Origin of the sequence: Streptomyces sp. NPDC003038 (assembly GCF_040611115.1) — a bacterium.
Classification (GTDB): domain Bacteria; phylum Actinomycetota; class Actinomycetes; order Streptomycetales; family Streptomycetaceae; genus Streptomyces.
In genome coordinates this window covers 69,048-93,806 of the sequence record NZ_JBEXNN010000023.1, presented here as the reverse complement: position 1 = coordinate 93,806, position 24,759 = coordinate 69,048, and the positions used below count along the sequence as shown (strand labels likewise).

Genomic DNA, 24,759 nt, shown 5'->3' with positions numbered 1-24,759 from the left:
TTTTGCTTGTTGTTAGCCGTCGACCCCCCCCCCCCCCCCCCCCGGCGGGCCGGCGCCCCCCGCCCGCCCCCCCCCGCGGGGGGTTTCGGGCCGCTGACGGGGTGTCGGCGGCAGGCCGGAGTGGCGCCGCAGACCCATGATGGAGGGAGAAGTCGCGCCCCGGCGGCCCGCTCCTGTGAGACGCGGGCAGATGTGGGTACGCGCAGCTTGACCGTGACATCACCCTGCTGGTGAAAGGAAGGTCTGTCGTGCCAAGAGGATCCAGCGCCAAGAGAGAGCGCCAGTACGAGCACATCAAGGAGTCCGGCGAGGACCGCGGCATGTCCGAGGACCGCGCCAAGGAGATGGCCTCGCGAACGGTGAACAAGGAACGGGCCCGCTCCGGCGAGTCGAAGACGTCCAGCCGCAGCTCCACCCAAGGCAAGTCCGCGTCGCAGCGCGGCGGGCAGAAGTCCAAGTCGGGTGGCGGCAGCTCCTCCTCCTCCTCTTCGTCCGAGCGCACTCGGGACGAGCTCTACGAGGAGGCGAAGAAGCGCGGCATCGAAGGCCGCTCCACCATGAACAAGCAGCAGCTCAAGAGCGCTCTCGGCCACTGAGGCCGCGCCGCCGGTACCCACGGCGGAGCCTCACCCCGGGCGCACCGCCCGGTGGTGCTTGTCGCACCACCGCACCACGCATCCCAGGAGCAGCAGATGACCGAGCGCAAGAACCCGAGGACGAGCACACCCTCGCAGTCCCCGGGTGAGAGCGGCGACGAAGAGGCCCGGAAGGAGGCGGAGGAAGCCGTTGTGCCCGGTACCGGCGACGGCGAGGCCGCAGACGCACTGACCCCGAACACCGGCGCGCAGCGCCGCTCCGCCAAGCGGGAGCGGCCGCAGGAGTGAATACGACCTAGAGCGGCCTGCCAGGGCAGCGATCGTCCAGAACGGGGCGGACGGGTCACGCTCGAACAGGCAGCCGCACCAGAGAGTTGGGGGCGCGGCGGCTGCCGCGCCCCCCGGGGGCCTCTGCCTGTCCGGTCGCCGTCGTACGCCGCTGCCGGTCGAGCGGTACCTCACCGGCGCCGCTCGCTGTACCGGCCCTCCCTCCTGCGGGCGCCCGGGCGCCCCGGGCGCCCGGTCATCCTCCGTGGCCCCCGGTGCGCGATCCGCAGGGCGAGTCACGCGCTGGTCGGCACGCCCGCGTTCGCGAGAATGTCGCGTGCCGGCAGCGCGGTGCTCTGGGCGGCGGTCAGGCCGGAGGCCGCCAAGTGGGCGTCCACGATCCGAAGGTCGACCGCGTATCCGGCGAAGTCCGGCAGGCCGGCGGGCTGGTGCCCCATGTGCTGCGCGGTGGCGTCGCCGTATACGTACGCGGGCAGGTTCTGCATCCCGGCCACGTCGATCCCGCCCGCGACCTTCTCGTAGACGTCGTCCAGTTCCGCGCTGGACAGCGCCGTCGCCCAGGGCCCCATGGCCGGCTCGCCCGCGCCAGTTCCCGTACGAACGCCTCGGCCAGCCCTTCGGCCACGACCTGCTCGCCGACCGTTACCGACACCGGATACCAGACCACATTGGCGTAGCTCACGTCGTGGTGGAGCTCGTGCGCGGCGACGTAGCCGATCTTCGCCAGGCTGGTCTCGGTGGGCCACATCGTCAGCTGGATCGCCCCCGGGATACCGCCCATACCGAGGTAGCCGGCGTTGAGGCCCGTCAGAAGCTCGTCGTCGGGGTCGCCGAGCACCAGGACGACGTGCACGTTCTCGGCGCTCTTGATCCCGGGCGCCGCCCGGTTGAGTCGCTCCCACGCCGCGGCGAGGCGGTCTTCGATCTGGTGCCACACCCCGGCGTCCCGCATCTGCTCCAGGGCCGTCAGGTAGCGCGGGTCTTCACGGTCGATCCGGAAGCCGCTGCCCAGCTGGTGCATCTGGACCATGTCCACGTCCACGCCCACCGTGGACATCACGCTCTGCAGCGGGCTGAGCATTTCCCGTAGGGCGTCGGGCCGCTCCTCCAGCGGGCGCTGCAGCAGATCGAACATCGCGGACGCCGTGTCATGAACAATGATCTTCATGACATGGGACCGTAGGGCCTCACGTTACGGAAGGATCAAGCCCTCAGTCCCTCAGTCCCTCCGGCCCCCGCCCGCACGGCAAGTCATCTGCCGGGCGCGTCACCAGAACCGTCGGATCCCGGGGTCACGGTCATGGTCATGGTCATGGGAAGCAGTGGTTCGCCTCGTCGGCGTAGAAGTCGACCCGAGTCTCCGCGGTGACGGGCAGGGCCTCTATCCCTGGCGCGCTCAAGATGTGTTCGGCCGCCTTGGCTGAGCAGCCGACGTAGGTGGACACCAGGTCGACGTCACTGGTGACGACCCAGCTGCGGTCATGCGGCCACCAGAACTCGGGGCTCTCCGTGATACCCACATCCGCGGCTACGGCCGCCCGCACAGCCTCCAGGTCAGTCAGGGAGGAGCGCCGGATCAGCGGTGCGCCTCGCCCCACAACAAAGCCGCGAGGTCGTAGGCGAAGAAGACGGGCTGGTCGCCCGTCGTCCGCGCGAGGGCACGCGCCAGTGCCTGCGGGGTGCGGATGTCGGGTTGTCCGCTGTCAACGTCGCAGTCGGTAGGGCGTACGGTCTCGGGTCCCGTCTGATCGGGAGCAGTTGCCGTCCCCGACGGACCATGCCGCCCAAGGGCCCCCTCAGCCGGCTGCGGGTCGGTTGTCAGTGGGCGGTGGCAGGATCGGGTCCATGACTCTCGCCGTACCGACCTTCGACCAGTGGCGCACCATCGACCTGGCCACCGCCCGTCGCATCGGGCAGGAGGCGGCGGGGCACGTGGGCGGACGGCTGGTCCTGGCCGAGACCGTGGAGCACCTCGGTGGGCCCCTGCACCGGGTGCGGATCGAGCGGGACGGGCAGGACTTCGCCCTGATACCGGGCGGGACCGTGCGGCTCGGCTTCGACCTGGACGCCTGGCAGCCCACGCCCTCGCAGGCGGCGGACTACGCGGAGAGCCTGAGCCAGGGCTTCGGCAACGGACCCGATCTGAAGGCGTTCCTCGCCGGAGAGCTCAGCCCGGTTCGGAGCGTGACGGTGGCCGGCCTCTTCATGGCCGTGGAGGACGAGGAGTTCTACGCCTTCCCCGACGAGCTACCCGGTCTGCTCGCCGCACGCGGGCTGCGAATGCCGAGCGCCGACGAGTGGGAGCACGCCTGCGGCGCCGGGGCCGACACCCTCTTCCGCTGGGGCAGCGAGTGCCCGCTGGGGGAGCCCTCGTACGGGGGCACCGGCGGGGTGCGGCACGAGCCGAACGCCTTCGGGCTGCACATCGCGTACGACTCCTACGGCAGGGAGCTGAGCAGCGACTGGGGGGCCGTTCACGGTGGTGACGGCGGCGAGGCAGCCTGCGGCGGCTACGGGGCGCTGCGGGAGTGGCTGCCGCTGGCCACGGCCCACCGCAATCCCGGGATGGCCGAGTTCCTGTACGGCCCCGATGCGGAGGACGAGGACCCCTACACCCGGCCGGTGATCACGCTCTCCTGAAGCGCGGGCCGGTAGGCGGCCTGCGCGGCGTCAGGATCACATCGAGGATGTCCCGCCTTCCCGCTGGGCAGGGGAACCACATGCCGGTCCATGGGCGTTCTGCGCCGACGGGGCGGCGAGGTGCGCTGCAGGACCGCGTCCGGGCGCAGTCAGACGGTGCGGCCGCAGGCACGCAGCTGGTCGCCCCTCGGCATCTGACTCTTGGCGGAGCGCTTGCCCACCTGCCACCTGGTGGAAGACGAGCAGGACCGGCGGGTGCACGCGCTCGTACTCCTCCGGGGCGGGTGCGGGCCAGCGGGTGCGCCACAGCGGCTGCTCGATGCCGTCGGTGTCCTTCTCCTGTTTCTTGAAGAACCGTGCGGCGGCGATCCTTCCGACGACGCAGGCACCGGGAAGTCTCTTGCGGCCCTGTCCTTGGCACTTGAACTCGCCCGGCACCGGCAGCCCGAAGAGGCGGTTCCACTGCGGATGGCGGCCGACGAACGGTATGGCGAACCGCTCGCTCCTCTGCGACGCGAGGCGGTCACTCGGCACTGACGGTGGGGACCATCACCGCCGTACTTGCGATATGGGCTGTCTCCACTTGGCTTTGTTCACGGGCCGTGGGCTCTGGCACACATTCCGTGAAAGCTCTTGTTGGTCTCGCGCCAGCCGGCGGAACGAGTCGCATGACCAGCACCGATCGGGAGTTACACGGGCCCGGCGAAGCCGCACTCAAGATCGCTCACGGAATGTGTGCCAGAACCGACTCGTGAAGTCGGTTGTTCACGGGTTTGGGTTCTGGCTCATATTCCGTGTCGCTGAAGCGCCAGTGTGACTCTGCCGAAGCGCACGTGCCCGAGCGCACGACAAGCGCGAGGTCACACACGTGGGGCCGATGGAAAGACCGCCTGGACTGCGTCGGCGAGGCCACCTCGGACTGATGGCCAAGCGGGACGAGCCGCCCCACGCTCCCAGCCGACGTACATCCCCTGCCCTACCTTCACCGTCTCAACGACGAACTCTCACCGCTGCATGGAGCGAGAACAGAATCAGCACTACTACGGCGAACGATCAGACAGAAGCCCGTCCCACTGTTCTGTCGATCAGGCCGGACAGAGGCCACCGTCAATGAGAATGGGACATGCGAAGTGCGAGCCTGAGGGTCGTCCTCCTGCGGCGGAGTCCGGCCTGGAGTCCAAGATCGATTGTCAGTGGTGGATGAGAAGATCGGAGCATCGAGTCGGAAAACCGGGGGGAGCCCTCATGTCCGGAAACCAGAACTACATCAATCACGTTGCTCTCGTGTTGGACGCCAGTTCGTCCATGTCGCACCTGAGTCGTAAGGTCGTCGAAGTCGCCGACCAGCAGATTGCATATCTGGCCCGCCGATCGCAGGAACTGGACCAGGAAACCCGCGTCACGGTGTACGTCTTCGCAGACAAGGTGGAGTGCGTCATCTACGACAAGGACGTGCTGCGAATGCCGTCCCTGAAGCAGCTGTACCGGGCCGGTGGAATGACGGCTCTGCTGGCGGCCACGCTGAAGTCACAGCAGGAGCTGGCGCAGACCGCTCAGCTCTACGGCGACCACAGCTTTCTCACGTTCGTACTGACCGACGGTCAGGAGAACGCAAGTCACCGCTGCCCGGATGCCGCTACCAGGAGCCCTCGTGAACTGGTGCAGGCCGTGGCCACGATGATCGAGACGCAGAAAGACAACTGGACTCTGGCTGTCCTTGTGCCGGACCAGATGGGCAAGCGCGAGGCCATGCAGTGCGGCTTCCCGAAGGACAACATTGCCATCTGGGACGCCACGAGCACACAAGGCCTGGAGGAAGCCGGACAGGTCATCCTGAAGGCCACCGAGAACTTTATGATGGGCCGCACCAAGGGAATCCGGGGATCACGGGCGGTGTTCTCCACGGGTGCAGAGGCGGTCAACAAAGAAACCATCGAGGCAGCCGGTCTCACCCCGGTCGATCCGTCCCAGTACCAGCTCATTCCCGTCGCCCGCGAAGCGGCGATCCGGGACTGGGTCATCGAGGTCGGGCACAGTTACCGAACCGGTTGTGCGTTCTACCAGCTGAGCAAGTCAGAAAAGATCCAGGCGCGGAAGCAGATTGCGGTACTGGAAAAGAAGACGGACCGGGTGTACACGGGGCCGGCGGCCCGCGCCCTGCTCGGCCTCCGTGACACAGAAGCTCGCGTCAAGCCGGACCACAACGACGACTTCACGATCTTCGTGCAGAGCACCAGCGTGAACCGGAAGCTGGTACCGCGCACGCGGCTCCTGCTGATGATCTGACGCCTTGGATGCCCCACCAGTCCAACTGGCGGGGCATCCGTCATGTTCGTCTGCACCGCGGGTCCGTACGGAGCGGCGGGAGCACGGGAGCTGTCAACCCACCTCCAGCCGAACCGTCAACCCGTCACAAAGCGTGCACGCTCCACGGAAAGCGAGCCAGAACATGGGTTCTCGCGGCGCCCCAAGGTGATGTCTCGGCCTGTGATCTTCGCTGAGGAGCTGTGGCCTCAGCCTGGCAGGTGATTGACTACGCCGCATGGACCTCGCGCGAGCGTTCCCTACCCGCACGGACGGGCTGGCGAGCCCTTCCGGTCAGGGCGCCGGCCGGTATTGCCTCGCCCGACGGGATGGCCTGTGATGAGTGTCGGTGGCGTGCCGCCGCAGCCCGGCCCTGGCTCCATGGCTTGGGATGCGCCCCCTTTCGACCCCGAACTGAGTGTGGCACTGGCAGCTCTGGGGGACGAGGCGAGGGAACCGTTCACCCTGGAAAACCTTGCGGCCCGGCAGGAGCGGGATGCCGCGGCCCGGCCCAGGCCGACGGTCCGGGATCTCCAGGCCGACGGCCTCTTCGAGGTAGATGAGCTGCGTGTGCCGGGAGCGTCGGGCGGGCAAGACCTCACGCTCGTGAGCGCACGGCCCGCCGGGATCTCCGGGCCGCTGCCGCTGCTGTACTACATGCACGGCGGCGGAATGATCATGGGCAATGCGTGGTCCGTACTTCCGCAGCTGCTTCGCGAATGGGCTCTCACGCTGGAGTTGGCCGTCATCTCCGTCGAGTACCGGTTGGCACCGCAGGCGCAGTACCCCGGACCGGTGGAGGACTGTTACGCCGGATTCGTCTGGGTGGCTGCCCACTCGGCCGGACTGGGTCTCGACGCGGACCGCATCATCATCGGAGGAAAGAGTGCCGGCGGCGGACTCGCCGCGGCACTCGCCCTGCTCACCCGCGACCGAGGCGGCCCCACACCGATCGGGCAACTGCTCCTGTGCCCGATGCTCGACGACCGCAACCACACCTTCTCCAGCCACCAGATGGCCGGCATCGACACCTGGGACCGAACCTCCAACGCAACCGCGTGGCAGGCCCTGCTCGGCGACCAGTACGGCGCTGCGGACCTGCCGCCCTACGCGGCTCCCGCCCGCGCTACGGATCTGTCCAAGCTGCCTCCGGCCTACATCGAGGTCGGGTCGGCCGAGACCTTCAGGGACGAGGACGTGGCCTATGCCAATGCGATCTGGCAGGCCGGTGGCCAAGCCGAACTGCACGTATGGCCCGGAGCCTTCCACGGCTTCGACACCTTCGCACCACGGGCAGCTCTCAGCCAGGACGCCCGCAACGCCCGTTCCCGCTGGCTCCGGCGCATCCTCACACAGTCCGATGCGAGCAGCGGACCTGCCCGCTGAGCACGTTACGGCGGCCGGGCGATTGAAGCCCCCCGCTCTCCCTACCGTGCGATCCGTGCGATCCGTGCGGTCCGTCCCCTCGGGCACGGCGTCCACGGGGCGGTCGGCTCGTACTCGTCGAACAGTGCACCGGGCGCGGGTCAGCCTGCCGATCGCGCGCGGGCCCGAGCCGCCCGGCGCTTGGCGGCCCGGCGTTCCTCCTCGCTCATGCCGCCGCACACACCGAGGTCCTGGCCTCCATCGAGGGCCCACTGAAGACAGTTCTCCATGACCGGGCAACGGTGGCACACCGCTTTGGCTTCTTCGATTTGGAGCAGGGCAGGCCCGCTGGAGCCCACCGGGAAGAAAAGATCGGGATCTTCCCACCGACAGGCGGCCTCGTGGCGCCAGTTCATCGTCATGCCTCCATCCAGCTCGTCCGAACCCTTCTCCACCCTCCTGGCCGATACCGGGGGCTCTATGCAGTCCCGAGGCGTCCGCTTGCCGGCTCTTCCGTCCACGGGCGGCGCCCGGCCTTCTGTTCAGCGCTTGCGGTTGGGGTAGGTGGGTCGCATGTTCAGCCATCGACGTGTGCGTACCGCGGTTGTCCTTGTGATCAGCTGGGCGGTGATGACAGGTGTGGAGCGAGGGGCAGAACATGCCCCGTGGCCAGCGGCCTTCCTCAACGGACTGGTGTGGGCCGGCGTGGTCACCGGCGCCTGGTGGTTTGCGGAGTGGACACAGATACGGCCCTCCCGGGCGCGCCCGGCTGAGGACGTACCCCGTGAGCGATGAGCGGCCGGGGCGCCGACCTGGTCCGGAATGCCGCAGCGGGGCTGTGCGGCGGCGCCCGGCAGGCTGATCTGTCGAGCTTGAGTGGGTTTGAGGCGCGACACCGGGGCATCTCACAACGAGGCCCAGCCTTTACAACCAACAGGAGGCAGCAGTGACCACCTACGTCATCACCGTGCCCGGGACGTTCCTGAGGGATGTCGACGATGTAGCCCGCTCAGAGCTGGTGAGAAGGCTGGCTTCGCATCACACCGACTTGAGCGAGACGGAGGACCTGGACCTGCTCACACTCAACGAGGACGGTACTTTCTCCGTCCGGCTTGAAGTCGATGCCCCGGACCGGGCCAGTGCCGAGGGCGACGCCGTCCGCCTGACAGCCGACGCCCTCGACGAGCTGGGGTTCTCGGAGAAGGACGCGCCCCTGGGGCCTCCAGCGGTCACGGGAATCGATGGTGAGTTCTGAATCTTCTGCCAGCTCGAAAGTACTTGACCGCACCCGGCCCCGCGGCCGCTCCACGCATTCGCGCAGGTACCGCCATCAGCTGTCCCCCTGCGCCGTGCGGACAGGGTCGGCCGACCAGGCGGAGCCGTTTCGCGCCGCGGGCCGGTCCCGGCCCTCGCCGTCCCTGCTTGGTGGCGCCTCGTCGGGGTAGCAGCGGAACACCAGCCGACGACAGGAGTTTGTGGTGCCCGAAGCGCATGACGTAATAGCCGTGATTCTCAAGGACCACCGCACCATGGAAGAGCTGTTCCGCCGGATGCGGAGCGTCGAGGAGGACCGCGGGGCGGCCCTGAAGGAGTTCGCCGCACTGCTGATCGCCCACGGAGAGGCGGAGGAGACCGAGGTCTACCCTGCCCTCAAGCGGTACCGGAACGTGGACAACGAGGAAATCGAGCACGGAAAAGAGGAACACCACGAGGGTAACGAGGCGCTCCTCGCTCTGATGGAGGTGGAAGAGGTCGGATCCGACGAGTGGGACGAGAAGCTGGAGGAGCTCGCCAAGGCCATCACCCACCACATCGACGAGGAGGAGCGCACCATCCTCAACGGAGCCCGGGTGAACGTGGCGGACGAGCGCCGTGCCGAACTCGGCGCGGTCTTCCTCCGCGACCGGGAGAAGCACCTGAAGGCTGACTGCGGGAACATCGACCACGTGCGGGCGGTCGTCCGAGCGCACTGACGCGCTCACACCTGCCGAGCGGGTACCGATCTTGGTCGGCGGGCAATGCCGACAGGGGCGCAGGCCGTACGCGAGCGGCTTCTGATGCGCTGCGCGCGCAGCCGCTCAGTTCTCGTCCTCAGCGAGGATGCGGTCCGCCGCGTAGTGCGGGCAGTCGCCCCGATGCCAGGTCACTGACAACGATCCCTGTGCGGTGCACAGCGTCCGTGCTGTCCCATCGGCGGCAGTGGCCCGGCAGAACGGACACAAAAGGGTCTTGGGGCGTAGAAGATCGAACGCGAACACGGCCGTGTCCTTCCCGCAGGCAGTCGTTCACACACCGGTGAAGTTCAGGACTATCGCATCCGGCACCGTCTGCACGCACTACCGGCAAGTACTGGCCTGAACCTCACCCTGAGTGCGTCACGCGCGCCTGCCCCCAAGCGACGCTGGCCGCCCTCGGAGCGCAAAGGTGTGATGAGGCGGGCGTCGCCCAGAGCGCGGAGGACGGCGGGGTGGTGCCGATCATCTCGGCGGCCCGGCCCATGGTGTGGGCGGGGTAGTCGTCGTCATCGAGCCGACCGAGGGAATCGTCTGCTGTCATCGCACCTCACTGGGGGACCGGTGGAGGGCTGGAACGTTGGAGGGGCCCTGGTGCCGTACGGCGCCAGGGCCCCGAAGGAATGACAAACACCATCTGCCGGCCCTGATACTGCGCCGGCCTACTGGGTCCGCAGGCCTGCCCGGGGGGATGGGCGGGAGTGCGGGGATCGCGGATGCGTGACCGGAGACCACCTACCTTCCGAGGTCTTGCGGTACCCGGGCTGTTACTGCCCGCCCGGGCGATCCTGATGGCGCCTCCACTCCTCCGTTCTTTTCCTCTGAATCAACTACTTGTAGGTACTGCTACCACGGGTACTACAGGGAACTACTGACACTGCGAACTACTGACACTGCACTCAACTGCTGTACTGCGAACCGCTGGGTACTGCTGGTACTGCGAACTGCTCGTGGCCATCGAGCGCCACTCTTGTCCGGCAGCCAGCCCCGTCGCCCATCCTGCGTCTGCTCTGGCTTAGAACCCCACTGCCGGACCTCTCAGCACGCGCGCCCGCGGCAGGCGCCTTCACTGAGAGACCACTGGATACCGCACTGCTGTTACTGCAACTGCAACTAGGGGAACTGCTTACTGCGGTACTGCTCTGGCGGCCCCTCATCACTGCGGGCCACCCGGTCCGGCCGTCAGTCCCGTCGCCGTCCTGCAACAAACCTGGCTCCAGAACTCCACCACCGCACCGCACTGCGAACTGCGCACTACTGCCCGGCAGTTCATCTCTGCCGGGCCCTGCTCGATCTCGGCTACGTGAGAAACCATAACCACAGCACCACCCAATGTCTACTCCAGCGAGCATAGATTTCGGTGCTCTGATGGCAGAGGTAACCTCCCGCTGCCGACGGCGGCCGGGGATGCCCACTCACCGCTGCGGCAGACCAGGCCGACTCTGCCCCCGATGAGCTGGGGTTTTCCCGCGGGCCGCCGCCGCGCGGGCTGCAGGACCACTGAACAGAGCCGTGGAACGTGGCGCCCGCAAGCCGATGCACGAAGACGACACGCACCCCGCCCCCGCACCCCCGAACGGGCGACCGCGCCCGGGGTCGCCCGGGCTGTACGGGGCAGCACGGTGGACACCGTCGAGCGGAAGGTGCGTGCCGGCGAGGAGACCTGGCGGTACGAGCGGCCGACCGTCCCGGCCGGCTACCAGCAGAACAAGGCCGAAGCCCGCCGCCCCGGAGCGTTCCATGCGAAGGGCCGGACACCATCACGGTGTCCGGCCCTTCGCATGAACGCTGGGCAGCGGCTCGTTCAAGGGCGGTCTTGGTACGGGGCGTACCGCCCGGCCCGTTGCCACCGCTCGCGGTCCGAGAGCCCGGGGAGAACTGCCCTTGCAAGCCTCGCCGGGGGTCTGCCGACTGCCACGTCACCCAAGCGGGGAAGCGGGTCACGCGGGGGCCGGTCACCGTCCGGACCCGGACGGCAGTCACGGTGCACGCTGCCGAGTCGGGCCGCGCACCTGGGGGACGGCACGCGACCGCTTCCGGCTCAGGAGCCCCTCGCCAGGCGGGGCTCCTGAAGCGCGTATGACCCATGTCCGCTCCGGCAAACACCTTATCTCCGACGGAATCTGAGAGGGGCTCGGTTCCTGACCGGCGCGGGCGGGCTCTGCCCCGCCTCATGTCCGAACAGAGTTGCCGGCTCAGAGGACTCCGTCGGGCGGTTCATGGGGCACGCTGCGCTGCCGGGCCGTGCGGGGGGACGTGCGGGGGAATGGCCAGGGGCGGGACGGGGTTCTCCCGGAGTAGACCTTCCGTCCCGAAGGAGGATGCCGTGGCCCTGTCCCGCACCGCACGTGAGCAGTTCCTCGCCGAACCCCACATCGCCGCGCTCGCCGTGGACGCGGGCACGGACGGTGAACGCGCACCGCTGACGGTCCCGATCTGGTACCAGTACGCCCCCGGCGGCGACATCTGGATCATGACCGGCCGGGACTCCCGCAAGGCCGAGCTGATCGAGGCCGCAGGCCGGTTCAGCCTGATGGTCGACCGCGTGGAGCCGACGATCCGGTACGTGTCGGTCGAGGGCCCGGTCGTCTCGACCGTACCGGCGACGCGCGAGGAACTGGTGGAGATGTCCGCACGGTACCTGCCGGCCGAGAACGTGGACGACTACGTCGACGACGCGTGGAAGAACCACGGCGAGCAGGTCATTTTCCACATGCGTCCGGCACGGTGGGTGAGTTCGGACCTCGGCGCGGTATAAGACCGGCCGCTGTCGGTGGTACCTGCGGCCCGCCCGTAGCCAAAAGCGCGCCCGGCCCACAGGAGCGACACCAGGTCTGGATGGGCAGGCAGGCCGCTCCGAGGAGCCTCGGAGCGGCCGCCGCCCGGCCGAGGTGCTAGAGGGCGGTGCAGACGCCGGTCTTCGTGCCCAGGCCACTGAGGACGTCATCGAAGTTGTTCTCGAAGTCCTGGTAGACGCGCGCGTGGTCGATCTCGAGGATCGTCTCGTCGTGGCCGCGCAGCGAGGGGTACGTGTAGTTCTGGCTACCGGTGAAGACGAGGGTCCGGTTCGGCAGGTTGTCGTACGTACCCTCGATGAGCAGGTACTTCGAGTGCAGGCCGAACCCCTTGTTCGGCTCGGTGTCGGTCGGCGCCGGCTGGTAGCAGCCTGCGACCGCGTTGAGGCGGCCGTCCTTGAGCTTGCCGAGGACCGTAGAGCCGATGCTGCCGTCTTCGTCGTTCATGAAGACATAGACCTGGCAGCCGGCAGCGCGGAGTTCCACCAACCGGTCCGCTATCTGGTGGCGGGTAAAGGCATACATGCCGACACGGATCTTGGTGGTCCCGCCCGCGCAGCTCACCGGCTTGAGCATGTCCAGGACCGGGTCGGTGGCGGGGTCCGCGTCCGGGGCCGTCTTGGGGTCCTGGGTCTCCTGGCGCGGGGTGAAGTAGGCCTTGTAGGGGCCTGCTTCGGCCGTCCGGTAGTAGTCCGGCTTGCCGAGGGCATCCGTCGAGTACGCCAGCAGGTCGCCGAAGTACGTCTCCTACTCCTTGAGGAGCTGCTCGCTCGGGATGGTGACGGCGTTGTTGTAGTACCGGGTGAGCTGGACCCCGGTCAGGTTCGCTGAGGACTGGAAGACGAGGTTCGTGACCGCGCCGACCTTCTCGAAGAGGAAGAACTTGTTGTGATTGAGCGTCGTCTTGCCGATGACCTCCTCCGGGCGCGCCCCGATGCAGCCGCGGTTGCGCGGGCAGACGTAGACGAAGGAGTCCTTGGTGCGGTCGACACCGAGCTCCCGGTAGAGCTTGGGGAACTCGCTGTCCGAGCCCGCGGCCACGTTCTCCGGGGCCAGCCAGTCCTTGGAGCCGTCCGGGAGCGAGTGGCTGTCGAGGATCAACCGGACCTTGACGCCCTTCTTGTGGGCGGCGACCAGGGCGTTCCCCACCTCGTTGTCGTTGAAGGTGAGGACGGAACCGGTGATCTTCGTGCCCGGTTCGGCGTGGTCGATCAGGTCGATCAGGTGGTTCTTGATTTCGTCCGGTCTGCCGTCCCTTGGATTGTTGAAGGTGGCGACCGGCGAAGTGGAAGCCGTGAAGGCGGGATTGCGGACCATGTAGTCGGCGGAGTGGGCGCCGCTGCCGGACAGCAGCGAGGCGGCCGCCGCCAGGGCGGTTGCTGCTGCTATGCGGCCAAGGGTTCGTATGTGCACGGGCGCGTCCGATCATCGGGGAAGAGACTGCTGGGCCGGGGTGAGCCAACGGGAAGTTGATCTTAGGCAGCACTCGACCGTGGTCACAGCAGTCGTCCGGATGGCAGCCGGCAACGGCCCCCGTAGGGCCCCACGCGGGCCGGGGCCCAGTGCCGCATCAGGCAACGTTCGCCCTGTCATGGCGGTAGCGTTGCGGCCGGACGGCGATCTACTACCGGCGCATGGGGGCGATTGATGAACCAGCAGTTGAACCTGGTGACCTTGGGTGTCGAGGACCTGAAGGTCAGCCGCCAGTTCTACAGTCATGGCCTGGGCTGGACACCGCTGCTTGACCTGGACGAGATCGTCTTCTACCAGATCGGCAAGGGGCTGGCCCTTGCGCTTTTCCCTCTGGCCGACCTCGGCGCCGACACGGGGCATCCGGCATCAGCCGGCACGCCGTTTACCCTCGCCCAGAATCTCGACTCACCCGCCCAAGTCGACGAGGCCGTGCAGCGGGCCCGTACGGCAGGAGCGAGTGTCCTCAAGGAGCCGCAACCCGCCGCGTTCGGCGGCTACCACGGCTACTTTGCCGACCCCGACGGCCACCGGTGGGAGGTGTGCCACAACCCCGGCTGGACGGTCGCGGACGACGGCACTGTGACGCTGGCGGCTCTTGACGCACCCTGCGCAGAGGATTGACGTCACGTCAGTCCCCTTGATTGTCATTCTGTGGGGGTGGCAGAACGAGTACGGGTGCGCGAGATCGATGGCGATGAGGGGCATCGCCTGCTCCGGATTATGCCGACCAACAGCTCCTGGCCGAACCGCATCGAGGCCCAGTTCACCGCCCTGCGCTACTTCGCACGGCGTGGTCGGTCTGCTGGTTGGGGCTGAGGTCGCTCGGCGGCGCCCCCCCCTGCGTCCACGGGCATGCGGCGGCGCCGTCGGCGGTCGCCGTGGCGGCCGGGTACCGTGATGGTGCCGGCCGAGGCCAGGAGGAGGGCGGCTGCGGCTGTCCGAAGGTGCGTCAGCGTCGATCCGCAGATACGCGAACTGCTGCAATCCATCGGCGGACAGCGGACAGCGGCGAGCGCGCGCCGCCGACCCCTCCGCGATGGATGCTGTACCGGGAAGCCCAGGCAGGTGGGGTCGGGTCGGGTGGGGTCAGGCGGACGGCTTGGGACGGGTGGTGCCGGGAAGGCAGGTCACCGCCGGGTTGTAGGTCTGGAAGGCACCCTTGGGGTTCTTCTTCCAGAGCCACAGGTGCAGGGCGTAGTGGACCGGCTGGCCGGGGAAGTGCCCGCGCTGTGGGCCCTTGAAGGGGACGCCGAACAGCGTGGGACGGTCGTCGTCCGTCGACAGGTCCTGGTCGCGGTCGTAGACCATCCACTGAACCCCGATGAGGCGTTTGCCCCCGCGCCCGTCGTCCTCGTAGAACAGCGCGGCAGGCTTCGCAGGGTCGATGGAGTTGTCGAGCGCGTGGTTGAAGTGCGGGTAGCCGAGCGCGCCCGATCCCGCCCGGTCCGTGACGCAGTACTTGTCCGGTACGTAGCCTGCCTTCACCGCGTTGAGGTGCCATTTGTACGGGGCGGTCGCCCGGTACGTCAGGGCGCGGTCGGCAGCGGATTTGCCCTTGTCCGCGGCGTGGGGAGCGGCGAAGGACGCCAGGGCGAGGGAGGCGGCTGTCGTGAGGACCAGGGCGAGACTTGGGGCCATGCGAGACTCCTTGGGACGGGTCGGCTGCACGAGCAGCCTCACCCCCGGGACGTGGGACCGCCACACAGCCGGACCGGACGGCTGACGGCCGGTCGGTTGACGGCGGACAGACAGGGCACACACAGGCAGTCGTCAGCGCAGTGGTCGCTCCAGCGGTCGCTGCAGTGGTCGCTGCAGTGGTCGCTGCAGTGGTCGCTGCAGTGGTCAATGAAGTCGTCTGTGCAGTCGACCGGTCAGGCCGGTCGGTCGAAGCCCCCTCCCGGTGCCGGCCCGAGCGAGCGGGGCTGTGACGCCTCGTGTGCGGCGGGCGCGGGCTCACTCGAACGAGCCAGGGGTGGTTTCGCGATCCGCCCCGGCAGGGAACCGGTGTCTGCGCCGAACGCGAGTTTCACGGAGGGTGCGGAACATGGCGCAGGAGAATGCGGCACCGAAAAGCGGAGCAGCGCTGCAAGACATCGTGTCAGCCGTGTCCAGAGGCGCGCCGGAATACCGTGCGTGTCCTCATCCCCTCTACGCCACACTGCGCGAGCAGGCCCCCGTATGCCTGCTGACGCCTCCGCACGGGGTCGACACCTATCTCATCACTCGGTACGAAGACGCCCGGGACGCCCTGTCCGACCCGCGCTTCAGCAAGAACATGCGCGGAGCGATCGACACCTACCATGCCGTGTACGGCAGTTTTTTCGACGCGCTCGACGACAACGTGCTCTTCTCTGACCCACCCCGGCACACGCGGCTGCGCCGCACCCTCAGGAGCGCCTTCACCCCCCGACGGGTGGAGGAAATGCGGCGGGGAATCACCGAGATCGCCGAGAATCTTCTCAGCCAATGCAGGAAGCGCAACTCGGTGGACCTGATGTCGTCGTTCGCGTTCCCGCTCCCCATTACGGTCCTGTGTCAGCTGATGGGCATCCCCGAGGCCGACCGTCCCGAGATCCTGGGGCAGTTCGGGGTGGTGACACGCGCCAGGTTCGACCCCCGAATGCGGGCAGAGCTGAGGGCAGCCGAAGAGTGGTTGCAGAACCGGCTGGGACAGCTCATTTCACACACACGCGACCACCCGTCGGACTGCTTCCTCAGCGACCTCATCCAGGCGGATGAAAAACTGGACGACGCGGAACTGATCGCGTCGCTGTGGGTCGTCTTCTTCGCCGGCCACAAGACCACCGCGTACCAGATCGGAAATTCGGTCCTCAATCTGCTGCTCCATCCCGATCAGCTGGAGAAGCTCCGGAAGGACCCGCTGCTGATTCCACGGGCGGTCGAGGAAATCGTGCGCTTCGAGGGTTCGGTGGAGACGTCGACCTTCCGGTACGCGGCTGAGGATGCCGAGATCCGGGGAACGCTGATCCCCAAGGGCTCCCTCGTGCAGATCGCCATCACCTCGGCGAACCGGGACCCTGAGAAGTTCGACTCCCCTGACGTCCTCGACGTGACACGCGAGGGACTCCAGGGGATGCACCTGGGCTTCGGACACGGAACGCACTACTGCCTGGGAGCACCGCTGGCGCGGCTCGAACTCGAGATCGCGCTCTCCTCCCTGCTGCGGGAGTTCCCCGAGATGGAACTGGCCGACGCCGAGGCGAGCAAGGGGGCGTGGCTCAAGGGGCCGGTGGCGGCATTCCGGGGTCTTGAGGAACTCCAGATCGTGCTGGAGCCGTCGCGGCCGAGCGAGGACCTCACCCCAGCGCCCATGGCCTCGGGGGTGGCCTCAGCGGCCTCAGTGGCCTCAGTGGCCTCAGTGGCCTCCGAAAGATGACACAGAACCGACAGGCGGTGGATTGGCATGCCGGACTACTCTACGAGCACCTCCAGACTGACCGTCCTGGGAATGCCGGCGGACGAACTACAGATCTCCACCGAGGGCGCCCGTGAAGTCGTCCGAGTTGCGCGGGACGATTCGGCTCCTGTCCGGGACGGGGCACGCGCGGGCCAGTCGACGATCGACATGCATCATCACTTCTGTGCACCGGAGTGGCGCCAGTGGGCCGAACGCCACGGGCTGATCAAGCCGGAACAGCTGCCTCCATGGGCGAAACTCGATACGGAGGCCGCGATCCGTTTCATGGACCGTGCGGGTATCGCGACAGCCGTCCTCAAGCCCATGCTGCCGGCTCGTTACCATTCATCGGCACAGCTGCGTGAAGCAATCAACATCACGCTTCACTCTATGATCGATGTGACGAATTCGCATCCAGGAAGGTTCTCGTTCTACGTACCCCTTTTCCTGGACGACCCTGACGCGTCGTCCTGGGCCGTGCGCCGCGGCCTCGGGCAGCTCGGCGCCGTCGGCGTGAACGTGACGGCCAACTACGGTGGCGTCTACCTCGGGGATCCGGCCTACGACCGCGTCTTTCACGAGCTGAACGATTTTTCTGCCGTGGTGGACACGCATCCGCACAATCTCCCGGGCGGCCCGCCCGGTGCGGCGACAGTTCCGGGCATCCCGAACTTCATGTGCGATTTCCTTCTGGACACCACACGGGCCGCCGTGAACATGATCAGCAAGAGGACACTGGACCGCTTCCCGAACATCTCGGTCATTCTGCCGCACGCCGGCGGATTCCTGCCCTACATCGCGACGCGCATGCAGGCTCTCGGGCGGTTCTGTGACCCGCCCATCGAACCTGCCGCCGTCATCGACCACCTACGACGCTTCTACTACGACACCGCGGGCCCCATGGCGAGCGCGGCGACTCTCCTCGCCCATGTGCCCGCCGACCACATCCTCTTCGGCACCGACTGGCCTGCCGCCCCTGCCGACACGGTGATTGACCTGGCGCTCCCCGCGCTCGACGCAGACCCGGCCTTCACCCCGGAGCAACTGCAGGGGATCTACCACGACAATGCAGTAAGCCTGATCCCGCAGTTGGCAACCGTCTGACCGCCTGACCCTCTAACCGCCCAAACCGCCTGAGTCTCGGTCCGGGTTGCCGGCAGCGCCCCGTCCAGCCCGTCCCCACCGGTCGGGCATCGGCACCCGCAACCCCGCCGACTGGGCCGTAGGGGGCCGGTGCGCAGGCCCGCCCCGATCAGGACTGCGCGGCAGATGAGCACCCCGGCGGCCGCCCTCCGTGGCGTGGTGCCCCGGGGAGGCCTGCAGAGGTATCACCGCAGGCCATCAGCCAGTCGCCAGAGCGGCGGCACTTGCCTCAGTGGGGTCTCCGCGCGCAGCACGCCGAGCAGGGTCCGGGCTTCGGCGCCGGTCAGGCCGAGTTCCTCTGCGATCCTGCGGGTGGTGACGTACGCGATACCAGCGGCCAGTGTGTCCCTCTCCCAGGCGCCGAACCGGGCCCTGACGGTGGCGGCGCCCCGGATCGGCCGCGCCGACGGCCTCACCTCGGGATGCGCCGCACGCCGACGTTCGCGTTCGATTTCCGAGAAGCCGCACACCGCGCGGGATGCCGCTTCGGCGTCGTCCAGGCAGCGGGAGCCGGCGAGTGCGCGGGCGAGGGGGTTGAGTGCCAGGGCCCGGTCCAGGGTGAGCCGGTGGACTTGACGCGCCGAGTCGTCCAGGACGACGGGGCGGGGGGCGTCGCGGGTGCCGCAGACGCCTCGCACTCCGCGGGCCGCCGCGACAAGCAGGGCACTTGCCTCGGAGGGGTGCCAGTCGAATACGCCGAGCACGCCCTCGGTTTGCGGCGCTTCGAGAGCGAAGGCGGGCTCTCCTAGCCTGGGCAGCAGAGCGGGCAGGGGCACCTCGTTGTCGAGGCCGGGGCCTGCCACGTACACGGTGGTGTCGATGCCCGTCGCCGCGCAGCCCGCGAGGGCGAGGGCGTCGCCCAGAGGGCTGCGCAGGGTGAGCTCGTCGCCTCGGGCCACGATGTCGCCGCCCACGTCCACGAGGTCGATCCGGTCGGCCTTGCACCAGCGGGCGGCTTCACTGATCTGCCGGGCCAGGCCGAGGGTGCCGTCGTACGGGTCGAGCAGTCCGAGCCGCGGCCGCAAGCCGTCGGCCAGTCGCGGGATCAGAGAGCCCGCCGGAGGTATCGGCGCGGTGTGCGGGGTGACGAGGGCCAGGCCCGAGCCGACCATTTCCGTTCCGGAGAAGTCGGCAATGCTGCGCGGTCCCGGAACGGGGTCGACGACGAGCCGCTCCCACGCATAGGTCAGGACGAGGGCGGGGGTGTTCGGTCCGTGCAGGGCCGCGTGCACCATGGCCGCCGTAATGGCGTCGCCACCACCGCCCGCGGCGATGAGAAGTCGCTTCATGTCGGACACGGAACCTCAACTGCCGCTGCCGCGCCACATTACGCGAAAAGTGCATATGAACCTCCATGCACCCAAATCCATTTTATGCGAATCGCACTACAGAATTTGACTCGATGACCACCCTAAGGTGACGCCTTGTCACGAACCGCGATCTCCTTTCCTGAAGGTGAGTCAACTTCCGCCATGGTCACGACCGTTCCGCTTCCCATGCCGTCGATCCCGGGCAGCGCTCTGCCCTCCGCCGACACCGAAACTCCGTACGAGCAGTACGTCTACGCCTACCCTCACCAGAAGGCCTACCGCCTTTTGGACGACGGCCCGCTCCTGCGCGACCTCTGGTCGACGGAACGACTCGACGCTCTGTCCCTCTACGTGCACATCCCCTTCTGTGAAATGCGATGCGGGTTCTGCAACCTCTTCACCCGCACCCGCGCCCCCGAGGAAGTCACCGGCGGCTTCCTGCACACCCTGGAGCGTCAGGCTCGCGTGACCAGACGGGCGCTGGAGGCCAAGGGTGAGCCGATACGGTTCCCCCTCGCGGCGTTCGGCGGTGGCACGCCCACCTACCTGACAGCGGATGAGCTGACGCGGCTCTGCGACATCTGCGAGAACGTCATGGGCGCCGACCTCAAGGCCGCTTCCTGGTCGGTGGAAACGTCACCGGCCACGGCCACCGCCGACCGCATCGCCGTCCTCGCCGAGCGCGGCGCGACGCGGCTGAGCATCGGAGTGCAGAGCTTCATCGACGAGGAGGCCCGCGCGGCCGTCCGACCGCAGAAACGCGCGGAGGTCGAGGCCTCGCTCGCCCGCCTCAAGGAGGCGAAGTTCCCCGTCCTCAACATCGACCTCATCTACGGCATCGACGGCCAGACGGAGCGCACCTTCAAGGTCTCTCTGGACGCCGCGCTCGCCTGGGAGCCGGAGGAGGTCTACCTGTACCCCCTCTACGTACGCCCGTTGACCGGGCTGAGCACCCGGCACGCCAAGACCCTCCAGGACTGGAACGACCAGCGGCTGCGCCTGTACCGCTACGGCCGGGACTACCTCCTCTCCTCGGGTTACGAGCAGACCTCGATGCGCGTCTTCCGTCGCACCGGCACCGCCGCCGTGGAGGACACCGACGGCAGCAGCATCAGCGAGTACAACCAGCAGGCCGGCATGGTGGGACTCGGCGTCGGCGCCCGCTCCTTCACCACCGAGCTGCACTACACCACCGACTACGCGGTGGCCGTACCCGAGGTGCGGCGCATCATCGACGACTACATCGCCACCCCGACCGAGCAGTTCGAGCGCGCACAATGGGCCTTCCGGATGGACGCCGGGGAGCGGCGCCGGATGTACGTGCTGCAGCACCTGCTCGAGTCGACGGGCCTGCGCACCGCCGACTACGAGCAGCGGTTCGCCACCCGGTTCGAGGACGACTTCGCGCCCCAGCTCGGCACCTTGCTGGAGAAGCGCTGGCTCCGGGAGAACAACGGGACGCTGGGACTGACCCTTGAGGGCATGGCCTGGGCCGACGCGGTCGGCCCGATGTTCTTCTCGTCCAGGGTCCGCGACAACATGACTTCCTACCAGGACCGGTAGCCCGTTCAGCCGGCGACGGGCTCCGGCCGGGCCTCGGGCTCGACCGGGCGGCGCTGCGGCAAGGACACGACGACCAGTCCGCCCAGCAGCAGCACGGCGCCGGCCACGGCGAGCGGACCCGGCCGCTCGCCCAGCAGCGCCACCCCGAGCACGGTGGCGACCAGCGGTTCGGTCAGGCTCAGCGTCCCCGTGGTGGCGGCGCTCAGCGTCCGGACACCCCGGGTGAACAGCAGATAGCCGAGGGCGGTGGTGGCCAGCCCGAGCCAGCCGATCAGTGCGACCGCGCGAGGGACTGCGAGTCCCTGCGGCGCCACGAGCAGATAGGGAGAAACCAGCAGGCCCGCGCACAGCACGCTGACCGGAGCCGCCGCGCCCAGGTCCGCGCCGCGTGCGCCCAGTTCCTTCGTCGCGGCGATGTACACGCCGAAACTCGCCCCGGCCACCACTCCGCAGACCACTCCCAGCACCTCCACGCGCGCCCCGCTGCCGGGCAGCAACAGCAAGCCGATACCGACCACGGCGCAGGCCGTCGCCCACAGCCAGCGGACGGTCGTTCGCTCACCGGAGAGCAGGCGGGCGCACAGGCCGCTCACGACGGGCACGGTGCCGAAGGCCACCGCAGTGGCCAGTGCCGCCCCGCAGCGCTCCACCGACTGCAGGAAGCAGACCTGAAAGGCTGCCGTGACCAGCACACACAGCCCGACCCAGCGCCGTACCCCGGGCCGCCCCAGGGTGCGCAGTCCGGCCGGACGCACCATCAGCACGCTGAGTACCAGCCCGCCCAGCAGCATCCGGGCAGCGCCCAGCGACACCGGATGCACCCCGGCGTCCGCCCAAATCTGCGCCGGCCCCACCGTGCCCCACAGAACCGCCGCCACCAGCACGGATGTCACAGCGCCCACACCAACCCCTTCCGCCCTTTTTTCCTGAACGTGGCGAACGTATCCGGGGTCGACTCAGCAGCCCTACTGGGTGAAACCATGAGATTCCAGGCCCTCACCCCAGCAAGTCCGTGGATTCACACCAAGCCACTGCCGGAGGGACGCGGTTGAGCGCCGCGTGGGAGTAGGTTCGGCCGTACGGGGTGCGGCCCAGGCCATCAGGGCCGCGACGGGGGCCGCACCCCGACATCCCGCCGAGAAGGGGCCCTTCCCCCCAGGGGTCACAGCCGCGGGCGGGCACCTCAGCCACCGGCCGCGGCCTCCCTTATTGCCCGCGCACGTCATCAGGAGCCACGTTCACACGCAGACGCGCGAGTCTCAGTAATCGAGGTCGATGTAGTCGATGTCCGTCAGCTCGACCAGAAGTCCGTCGGCCCGGCGCCCGCTGTCCTTGAAATAGACCTCTTGCAGGGCTTCGGCGGCGATCTGCTGCAGCTCGGCCTCCGAGGCCCCAGCGTCCTGTGCGGCGAACAGCCGGCCCGCGTACCGGGGAGGCACGCGCTGGGTGAGGCGCCGCATACGGCCGTCATCCGTCGTCCCCGGTGCGGCGGTGAACCCGAACCGGGCCCGTGTCTCGATCACCAGCCCCGTCTGGCGGGCGGCCTTGTCCCGGGCGCGCTGCTTCACCACCGGCTGCCAGCGCCGGCTGACCTCCGCCGCCAAACGCTGAGCGAGCTCGGGACGCGGCTTCTTGATCTGGTTCTTCACATACCGCTCAACCGTGCGCTGGCTGACACCCAGCAGGCCGGCGGCGGTCTTCGTACTCTTCGTCTGCTTGACGAGGTAGCGCATCTGCGCACCCGCGGACTTGGGGATCGGCCGTGTACCGGTGGCGGCGGTCGCGCGTTCCAGACTGTCCCCGACAACGCCCACGTGCTTACTCCTCCGGCCGACCCACGGACCACGATCATGCCTCACCTGAGAAGTGCGGTGGCCCGCCGATGCGGCCTGTTCCGTTCAAGCAGCCCCAGCAGAAGGGCGAGGCGCAGAACCTGCGAGGGTTCGGCAAGGCCTTCGGTATCGGCGGCGGAGAGGCCGTCCTGTCCTACGCCGTGCGCCGGTTGCTCGTATGGGCTCCCCCCTACGGGTGCTCCGCGTGCGTCGGTTCGCATGCGGGGCGAGGACCGGTCGAGGATGCTGTTCGTGATCGATCTGATGGCTCAGACCCCGCTGACCGCCGACGGCCGACTGCTGGGCCGGGCAGAGAGGCACCCGGCTTTCACCGATCCGGACTACGTACGGCGCAGGGACGCGATCGCCGCTCTGGCCGAGGGTCACGCGGTGGGCGACCCGTCGCCGCGTGTGGAGTACAGCGAGGCGGAGCACGCGACTTGGCGGGGCGTGCACGCGGCGCTGGTCCAGGCACAGGAGGGCCGCGTGTGCGAGGCGGTGGCGCGGGCCCGGGAGGGGGCTCCCATTCCGGACGACCGCGTACCGCAGCACAGCGAGGTCAGCGACCGCCTGTACGAGCTGTCGGGCTTCCGGTTCACGCTGGCGGGCGGGATCGTCGCCAACAAGCGGTTCCTGGGCTCCATGGCCGACGGTTACTTCCACGCCGTCCAGTACGTCCGGCACCCGGCGATGCCGCTGTACACCCCCGAGCCCGACGTCCTCCACGACGTGTTCGGCCACGGCACACACCTCACGGACACGTGGTTCGCCGACCTTTACCGGACCGTGGGCCGGGCCGCGGCCCGCGTCGACTCCGACGACGCTCTGGACCTGATCAGCCGGGTGTACTGGTACAGCCTCGAGTACGGCGTCGCTCGCGAGGACGGGCAGGTGAAGGCCTACGGCGCGGCGCTGCTGTCCTCGTACGGAGAACTGCACCGCTTCCAGGAGGCCGACATCAGGCCCTGGGACATCGCCGGCATCGTCGCCCGCCCCTACCAGGTGGCCGGCTATCAGCCAGTGCTGTTCGCCGTCGACTCCCTGGCCCGCCTGGCCGACGAACTCCACGCCTTCCTCGATGACTTCGACGAGGACACGGGGCATCGGATGGGGCTGCCGCCGCAGGCCGAACGCGGGTTCATGGGCAGGCCCCCGAGAGCTTAGGGGCCATGCTGGGCCAAGCTGTCCGATCACACACGACGGGAACGGCGCTCTTCACGAGAGGAAGCCACCCGGTAGGACCCCCGCCCCGGCTATACGAGTACGGAGTCGTCCAGGGCGTGAGCTCCGGGCAGGCGGTGACGTGCGGCGATCAGGGCGGCGTGCACGTCTGTGGTGCCCGTAGCCACACACAGGGCCCGGGCCACGTCCTCAATCTCGGAGCGCACGGGCGACACCCCCTCCCCCGCGTCGAGCACGGCCAGGGCCCAGTAGCGGTCGACGAGGCCGGGCAGCACAGCCGGGTGAGCCATCAGCATCGGGCGGTCCTTCCTCCAGCGGATCTTTACAGCTGGCGATCAGGTACCCGACCGACGGCGGTTCAACCCCTCACCCCAGCCTCCGAAGACCGGGGTCTCCTGGGCAGGCCCGCCGGGGAAGGCGCGTTGTATCGCCGAGCCTGCTCGGGCGTCGCTCGCTCGCCGAACGGGGCAGGCGCGGCTGCGGTAGGCCGAGGGTTCAGCACCAGTCCACGACGGTGTAGTTGTGCACGTACCGGGCCGAAACCCAGCCCGGCTGACCGTGCAGCCGGTACCAGATGTTGTTGCCCTCCACCCACTTGGCCTCGGCCTGGCAGGACAGCCGGACCTTCTCCCAGGGGGCGAGGGAGCCGACCACACGGGAGGTGGTGGTCGCGTTGGCGCGGACCTTCAGGCCGGCCGAGCTGACGACCAGACCGTCGGCGTACGACGGGGTCGCCAGCGCGCTCCCGGCGAAGAGAACGGCCGAGGCAGTGGCGACCGAACCCGCCACTGCGATGCTCCTGAACGTGCGCATCTGCGCCTCCCCATCTCACGGCTGA

At 68.4% G+C, this 24,759-nt stretch carries 24 protein-coding genes and 3 pseudogenes; 14 read left to right on the top strand and 13 right to left on the bottom strand.

What is annotated here, in order from left to right:
* Positions 1 to 248: 248 nt before the first annotated feature.
* The gene (locus tag ABZX75_RS25280) at positions 249 to 596 is read left to right on the top strand and encodes a plasmid stabilization protein (RefSeq protein WP_355414271.1); all 348 of its coding nucleotides are present in this window, start codon (positions 249 to 251) and stop codon (positions 594 to 596) included.
* Positions 597 to 692: 96 nt separating this feature from the next.
* Positions 693 to 884, top strand: coding sequence for a hypothetical protein (locus ABZX75_RS25275; protein WP_355414269.1), 192 nt, complete (start codon positions 693 to 695; stop codon positions 882 to 884).
* A gap of 275 nt (positions 885 to 1,159) precedes the next feature.
* Here ABZX75_RS25275 and ABZX75_RS25270 read toward each other — a convergent pair.
* Both ABZX75_RS25270 and ABZX75_RS25265 read right to left on the bottom strand, forming a co-directional pair.
* Positions 1,160 to 2,052, bottom strand: a pseudogene (locus ABZX75_RS25270) (DUF2268 domain-containing putative Zn-dependent protease).
* 142 nt (positions 2,053 to 2,194) lie between these two features.
* Positions 2,195 to 2,428: a hypothetical protein gene (locus tag ABZX75_RS25265; RefSeq protein ID WP_355414267.1), complete on the bottom strand. Its 234-nt coding sequence runs from the start codon at positions 2,426 to 2,428 to the stop codon at positions 2,195 to 2,197.
* Positions 2,429 to 2,729: 301 nt separating this feature from the next.
* On the opposite strand from ABZX75_RS25265, the gene ABZX75_RS25260 reads away from it, so the two are divergent.
* Positions 2,730 to 3,524: a hypothetical protein gene (locus ABZX75_RS25260; RefSeq protein WP_355414265.1), complete on the top strand. Its 795-nt coding sequence runs from the start codon at positions 2,730 to 2,732 to the stop codon at positions 3,522 to 3,524.
* A gap of 36 nt (positions 3,525 to 3,560) precedes the next feature.
* Here ABZX75_RS25260 and ABZX75_RS25255 read toward each other — a convergent pair whose 3' ends face one another.
* The gene (locus ABZX75_RS25255; protein ID WP_355414263.1) at positions 3,561 to 4,058 is read right to left on the bottom strand and encodes a hypothetical protein; all 498 of its coding nucleotides are present in this window, start codon (positions 4,056 to 4,058) and stop codon (positions 3,561 to 3,563) included.
* Positions 4,059 to 4,769: 711 nt separating this feature from the next.
* Here ABZX75_RS25255 and ABZX75_RS25250 point away from each other — a divergent pair.
* Positions 4,770 to 5,810 carry a vWA domain-containing protein gene (locus tag ABZX75_RS25250; protein WP_355414261.1) on the top strand — a complete coding sequence of 347 codons (1,041 nt, stop codon included), beginning with the start codon at positions 4,770 to 4,772 and terminating at the stop codon, positions 5,808 to 5,810.
* A 399-nt stretch (positions 5,811 to 6,209) separates the two neighbouring features.
* Positions 6,210 to 7,214, top strand: a complete 1,005-nt coding sequence (locus ABZX75_RS25245) for an alpha/beta hydrolase fold domain-containing protein (protein WP_355414259.1) — start codon at positions 6,210 to 6,212, stop codon at positions 7,212 to 7,214.
* A gap of 140 nt (positions 7,215 to 7,354) precedes the next feature.
* Here the strand turns inward: ABZX75_RS25245 and ABZX75_RS25240 are convergent, their stop codons facing one another.
* Positions 7,355 to 7,609 (bottom strand): WhiB family transcriptional regulator, encoded by a 255-nt coding sequence (locus tag ABZX75_RS25240; RefSeq protein WP_355414275.1) that lies wholly within the window; start codon positions 7,607 to 7,609, stop codon positions 7,355 to 7,357.
* A gap of 530 nt (positions 7,610 to 8,139) precedes the next feature.
* On the opposite strand from ABZX75_RS25240, the gene ABZX75_RS25235 reads away from it, so the two are divergent.
* Together ABZX75_RS25235 and ABZX75_RS25230 are read left to right on the top strand one after the other, a co-directional pair.
* Positions 8,140 to 8,448 carry a hypothetical protein gene (locus ABZX75_RS25235; RefSeq protein ID WP_355414257.1) on the top strand — a complete coding sequence of 103 codons (309 nt, stop codon included), beginning with the start codon at positions 8,140 to 8,142 and terminating at the stop codon, positions 8,446 to 8,448.
* Positions 8,449 to 8,671: 223 nt separating this feature from the next.
* Entirely contained in the window at positions 8,672 to 9,166 is a 495-nt protein-coding gene (locus ABZX75_RS25230) for a hemerythrin domain-containing protein (protein ID WP_355414255.1), read from the top strand.
* A 422-nt stretch (positions 9,167 to 9,588) separates the two neighbouring features.
* Here ABZX75_RS25230 and ABZX75_RS25225 read toward each other — a convergent pair.
* Positions 9,589 to 9,749 (bottom strand): annotated as a pseudogene (locus tag ABZX75_RS25225) (MerR family transcriptional regulator); the annotation flags it as partial.
* A gap of 1,782 nt (positions 9,750 to 11,531) precedes the next feature.
* Between ABZX75_RS25225 and ABZX75_RS25220 the strand changes: the two are divergent.
* Positions 11,532 to 11,963: a pyridoxamine 5'-phosphate oxidase family protein gene (locus ABZX75_RS25220; protein ID WP_355414253.1), complete on the top strand. Its 432-nt coding sequence runs from the start codon at positions 11,532 to 11,534 to the stop codon at positions 11,961 to 11,963.
* Between the two features lie 136 nt (positions 11,964 to 12,099).
* On the opposite strand, the gene ABZX75_RS25215 is transcribed toward ABZX75_RS25220, so the two are convergent.
* Together ABZX75_RS25215 and ABZX75_RS25210 are read right to left on the bottom strand one after the other, a co-directional pair.
* Positions 12,100 to 12,576: a phospholipase D family protein gene (locus ABZX75_RS25215; RefSeq protein WP_355414251.1), complete on the bottom strand. Its 477-nt coding sequence runs from the start codon at positions 12,574 to 12,576 to the stop codon at positions 12,100 to 12,102.
* A gap of 171 nt (positions 12,577 to 12,747) precedes the next feature.
* Positions 12,748 to 13,413 carry a phospholipase D-like domain-containing protein gene (locus ABZX75_RS25210; RefSeq protein ID WP_355414249.1) on the bottom strand — a complete coding sequence of 222 codons (666 nt, stop codon included), beginning with the start codon at positions 13,411 to 13,413 and terminating at the stop codon, positions 12,748 to 12,750.
* 234 nt (positions 13,414 to 13,647) lie between these two features.
* Here ABZX75_RS25210 and ABZX75_RS25205 point away from each other — a divergent pair, with 234 nt between their 5' ends.
* Both ABZX75_RS25205 and ABZX75_RS25200 read left to right on the top strand, forming a co-directional pair.
* Positions 13,648 to 14,094, top strand: coding sequence for a VOC family protein (locus ABZX75_RS25205; RefSeq protein WP_355414247.1), 447 nt, complete (start codon positions 13,648 to 13,650; stop codon positions 14,092 to 14,094).
* A gap of 102 nt (positions 14,095 to 14,196) precedes the next feature.
* Positions 14,197 to 14,259, top strand: a pseudogene (locus ABZX75_RS25200) (transposase); the annotation flags it as partial.
* A 300-nt stretch (positions 14,260 to 14,559) separates the two neighbouring features.
* On the opposite strand, the gene ABZX75_RS25195 reads toward ABZX75_RS25200, so the two are convergent.
* Positions 14,560 to 15,111 carry a hypothetical protein gene (locus ABZX75_RS25195; RefSeq protein ID WP_355414245.1) on the bottom strand — a complete coding sequence of 184 codons (552 nt, stop codon included), beginning with the start codon at positions 15,109 to 15,111 and terminating at the stop codon, positions 14,560 to 14,562.
* A 406-nt stretch (positions 15,112 to 15,517) separates the two neighbouring features.
* Between ABZX75_RS25195 and ABZX75_RS25190 the strand changes: the two genes are divergently transcribed.
* Both ABZX75_RS25190 and ABZX75_RS25185 read left to right on the top strand, forming a co-directional pair.
* On the top strand, positions 15,518 to 16,870 hold the full coding sequence (locus tag ABZX75_RS25190) for a cytochrome P450 (protein ID WP_355414243.1): 1,353 nt from the start codon (positions 15,518 to 15,520) through the stop codon (positions 16,868 to 16,870).
* A 72-nt stretch (positions 16,871 to 16,942) separates the two neighbouring features.
* Positions 16,943 to 17,995 carry an amidohydrolase family protein gene (locus ABZX75_RS25185; protein WP_355414241.1) on the top strand — a complete coding sequence of 351 codons (1,053 nt, stop codon included), beginning with the start codon at positions 16,943 to 16,945 and terminating at the stop codon, positions 17,993 to 17,995.
* A gap of 224 nt (positions 17,996 to 18,219) precedes the next feature.
* Here ABZX75_RS25185 and ABZX75_RS25180 read toward each other — a convergent pair whose 3' ends face one another.
* On the bottom strand, positions 18,220 to 19,323 hold the full coding sequence (locus ABZX75_RS25180; protein ID WP_355414239.1) for a DUF1152 domain-containing protein: 1,104 nt from the start codon (positions 19,321 to 19,323) through the stop codon (positions 18,220 to 18,222).
* A gap of 183 nt (positions 19,324 to 19,506) precedes the next feature.
* On the opposite strand from ABZX75_RS25180, the gene ABZX75_RS25175 reads away from it, so the two are divergent.
* Positions 19,507 to 20,907: an STM4012 family radical SAM protein gene (locus tag ABZX75_RS25175; protein ID WP_355414237.1), complete on the top strand. Its 1,401-nt coding sequence runs from the start codon at positions 19,507 to 19,509 to the stop codon at positions 20,905 to 20,907.
* Positions 20,908 to 20,912: 5 nt separating this feature from the next.
* On the opposite strand, the gene ABZX75_RS25170 is transcribed toward ABZX75_RS25175, so the two are convergent.
* Both ABZX75_RS25170 and ABZX75_RS25165 read right to left on the bottom strand, forming a co-directional pair.
* Complete coding sequence (locus ABZX75_RS25170) at positions 20,913 to 21,809, bottom strand: EamA family transporter (protein ID WP_355414235.1); 897 nt, start codon at positions 21,807 to 21,809, stop codon at positions 20,913 to 20,915.
* A 357-nt stretch (positions 21,810 to 22,166) separates the two neighbouring features.
* On the bottom strand, positions 22,167 to 22,721 hold the full coding sequence (locus ABZX75_RS25165) for an XRE family transcriptional regulator (RefSeq protein ID WP_355414233.1): 555 nt from the start codon (positions 22,719 to 22,721) through the stop codon (positions 22,167 to 22,169).
* A gap of 270 nt (positions 22,722 to 22,991) precedes the next feature.
* Between ABZX75_RS25165 and ABZX75_RS25160 the strand changes: the two genes are divergently transcribed.
* Complete coding sequence (locus tag ABZX75_RS25160) at positions 22,992 to 23,903, top strand: phenylalanine 4-monooxygenase (RefSeq protein ID WP_355414231.1); 912 nt, start codon at positions 22,992 to 22,994, stop codon at positions 23,901 to 23,903.
* A gap of 89 nt (positions 23,904 to 23,992) precedes the next feature.
* On the opposite strand, the gene ABZX75_RS25155 is transcribed toward ABZX75_RS25160, so the two are convergent.
* Both ABZX75_RS25155 and ABZX75_RS25150 read right to left on the bottom strand, forming a co-directional pair.
* A complete protein-coding gene (locus tag ABZX75_RS25155; protein ID WP_355414229.1) occupies positions 23,993 to 24,217 on the bottom strand; it encodes a DUF5133 domain-containing protein in 225 nt (74 codons plus the stop codon).
* Positions 24,218 to 24,416: 199 nt separating this feature from the next.
* Positions 24,417 to 24,734, bottom strand: a complete 318-nt coding sequence (locus tag ABZX75_RS25150; RefSeq protein ID WP_355414227.1) for an SH3 domain-containing protein — start codon at positions 24,732 to 24,734, stop codon at positions 24,417 to 24,419.
* Positions 24,735 to 24,759 lie beyond the last annotated feature (25 nt).

Excerpts from the sequence above, each read along its gene's own strand:
- ABZX75_RS25275 (WP_355414269.1), top strand. The coding sequence starts at position 693 with ATGACCGAGCGCAAGAACCCGAGGACGAGCACACCCTCGCAGTCCCCG.
- ABZX75_RS25260 (WP_355414265.1), top strand. The coding sequence starts at position 2,730 with ATGACTCTCGCCGTACCGACCTTCGACCAGTGGCGCACCATCGACCTG.
- ABZX75_RS25250 (WP_355414261.1), top strand. The coding sequence starts at position 4,770 with ATGTCCGGAAACCAGAACTACATCAATCACGTTGCTCTCGTGTTGGAC.
- ABZX75_RS25245 (WP_355414259.1), top strand. The coding sequence starts at position 6,210 with ATGGCTTGGGATGCGCCCCCTTTCGACCCCGAACTGAGTGTGGCACTG.
- ABZX75_RS25240 (WP_355414275.1), bottom strand. The coding sequence starts at position 7,609 with ATGAACTGGCGCCACGAGGCCGCCTGTCGGTGGGAAGATCCCGATCTT.
- ABZX75_RS25215 (WP_355414251.1), bottom strand. The coding sequence starts at position 12,576 with ATGCTCAAGCCGGTGAGCTGCGCGGGCGGGACCACCAAGATCCGTGTC.
- ABZX75_RS25205 (WP_355414247.1), top strand. The coding sequence starts at position 13,648 with ATGAACCAGCAGTTGAACCTGGTGACCTTGGGTGTCGAGGACCTGAAG.
- ABZX75_RS25195 (WP_355414245.1), bottom strand. The coding sequence starts at position 15,111 with ATGGCCCCAAGTCTCGCCCTGGTCCTCACGACAGCCGCCTCCCTCGCC.
- ABZX75_RS25190 (WP_355414243.1), top strand. The coding sequence starts at position 15,518 with ATGGCGCAGGAGAATGCGGCACCGAAAAGCGGAGCAGCGCTGCAAGAC.
- ABZX75_RS25185 (WP_355414241.1), top strand. The coding sequence starts at position 16,943 with ATGCCGGCGGACGAACTACAGATCTCCACCGAGGGCGCCCGTGAAGTC.
- ABZX75_RS25180 (WP_355414239.1), bottom strand. The coding sequence starts at position 19,323 with ATGAAGCGACTTCTCATCGCCGCGGGCGGTGGTGGCGACGCCATTACG.
- ABZX75_RS25175 (WP_355414237.1), top strand. The coding sequence starts at position 19,507 with ATGGTCACGACCGTTCCGCTTCCCATGCCGTCGATCCCGGGCAGCGCT.
- ABZX75_RS25155 (WP_355414229.1), bottom strand. The coding sequence starts at position 24,217 with ATGCTGATGGCTCACCCGGCTGTGCTGCCCGGCCTCGTCGACCGCTAC.
- ABZX75_RS25150 (WP_355414227.1), bottom strand. The coding sequence starts at position 24,734 with ATGCGCACGTTCAGGAGCATCGCAGTGGCGGGTTCGGTCGCCACTGCC.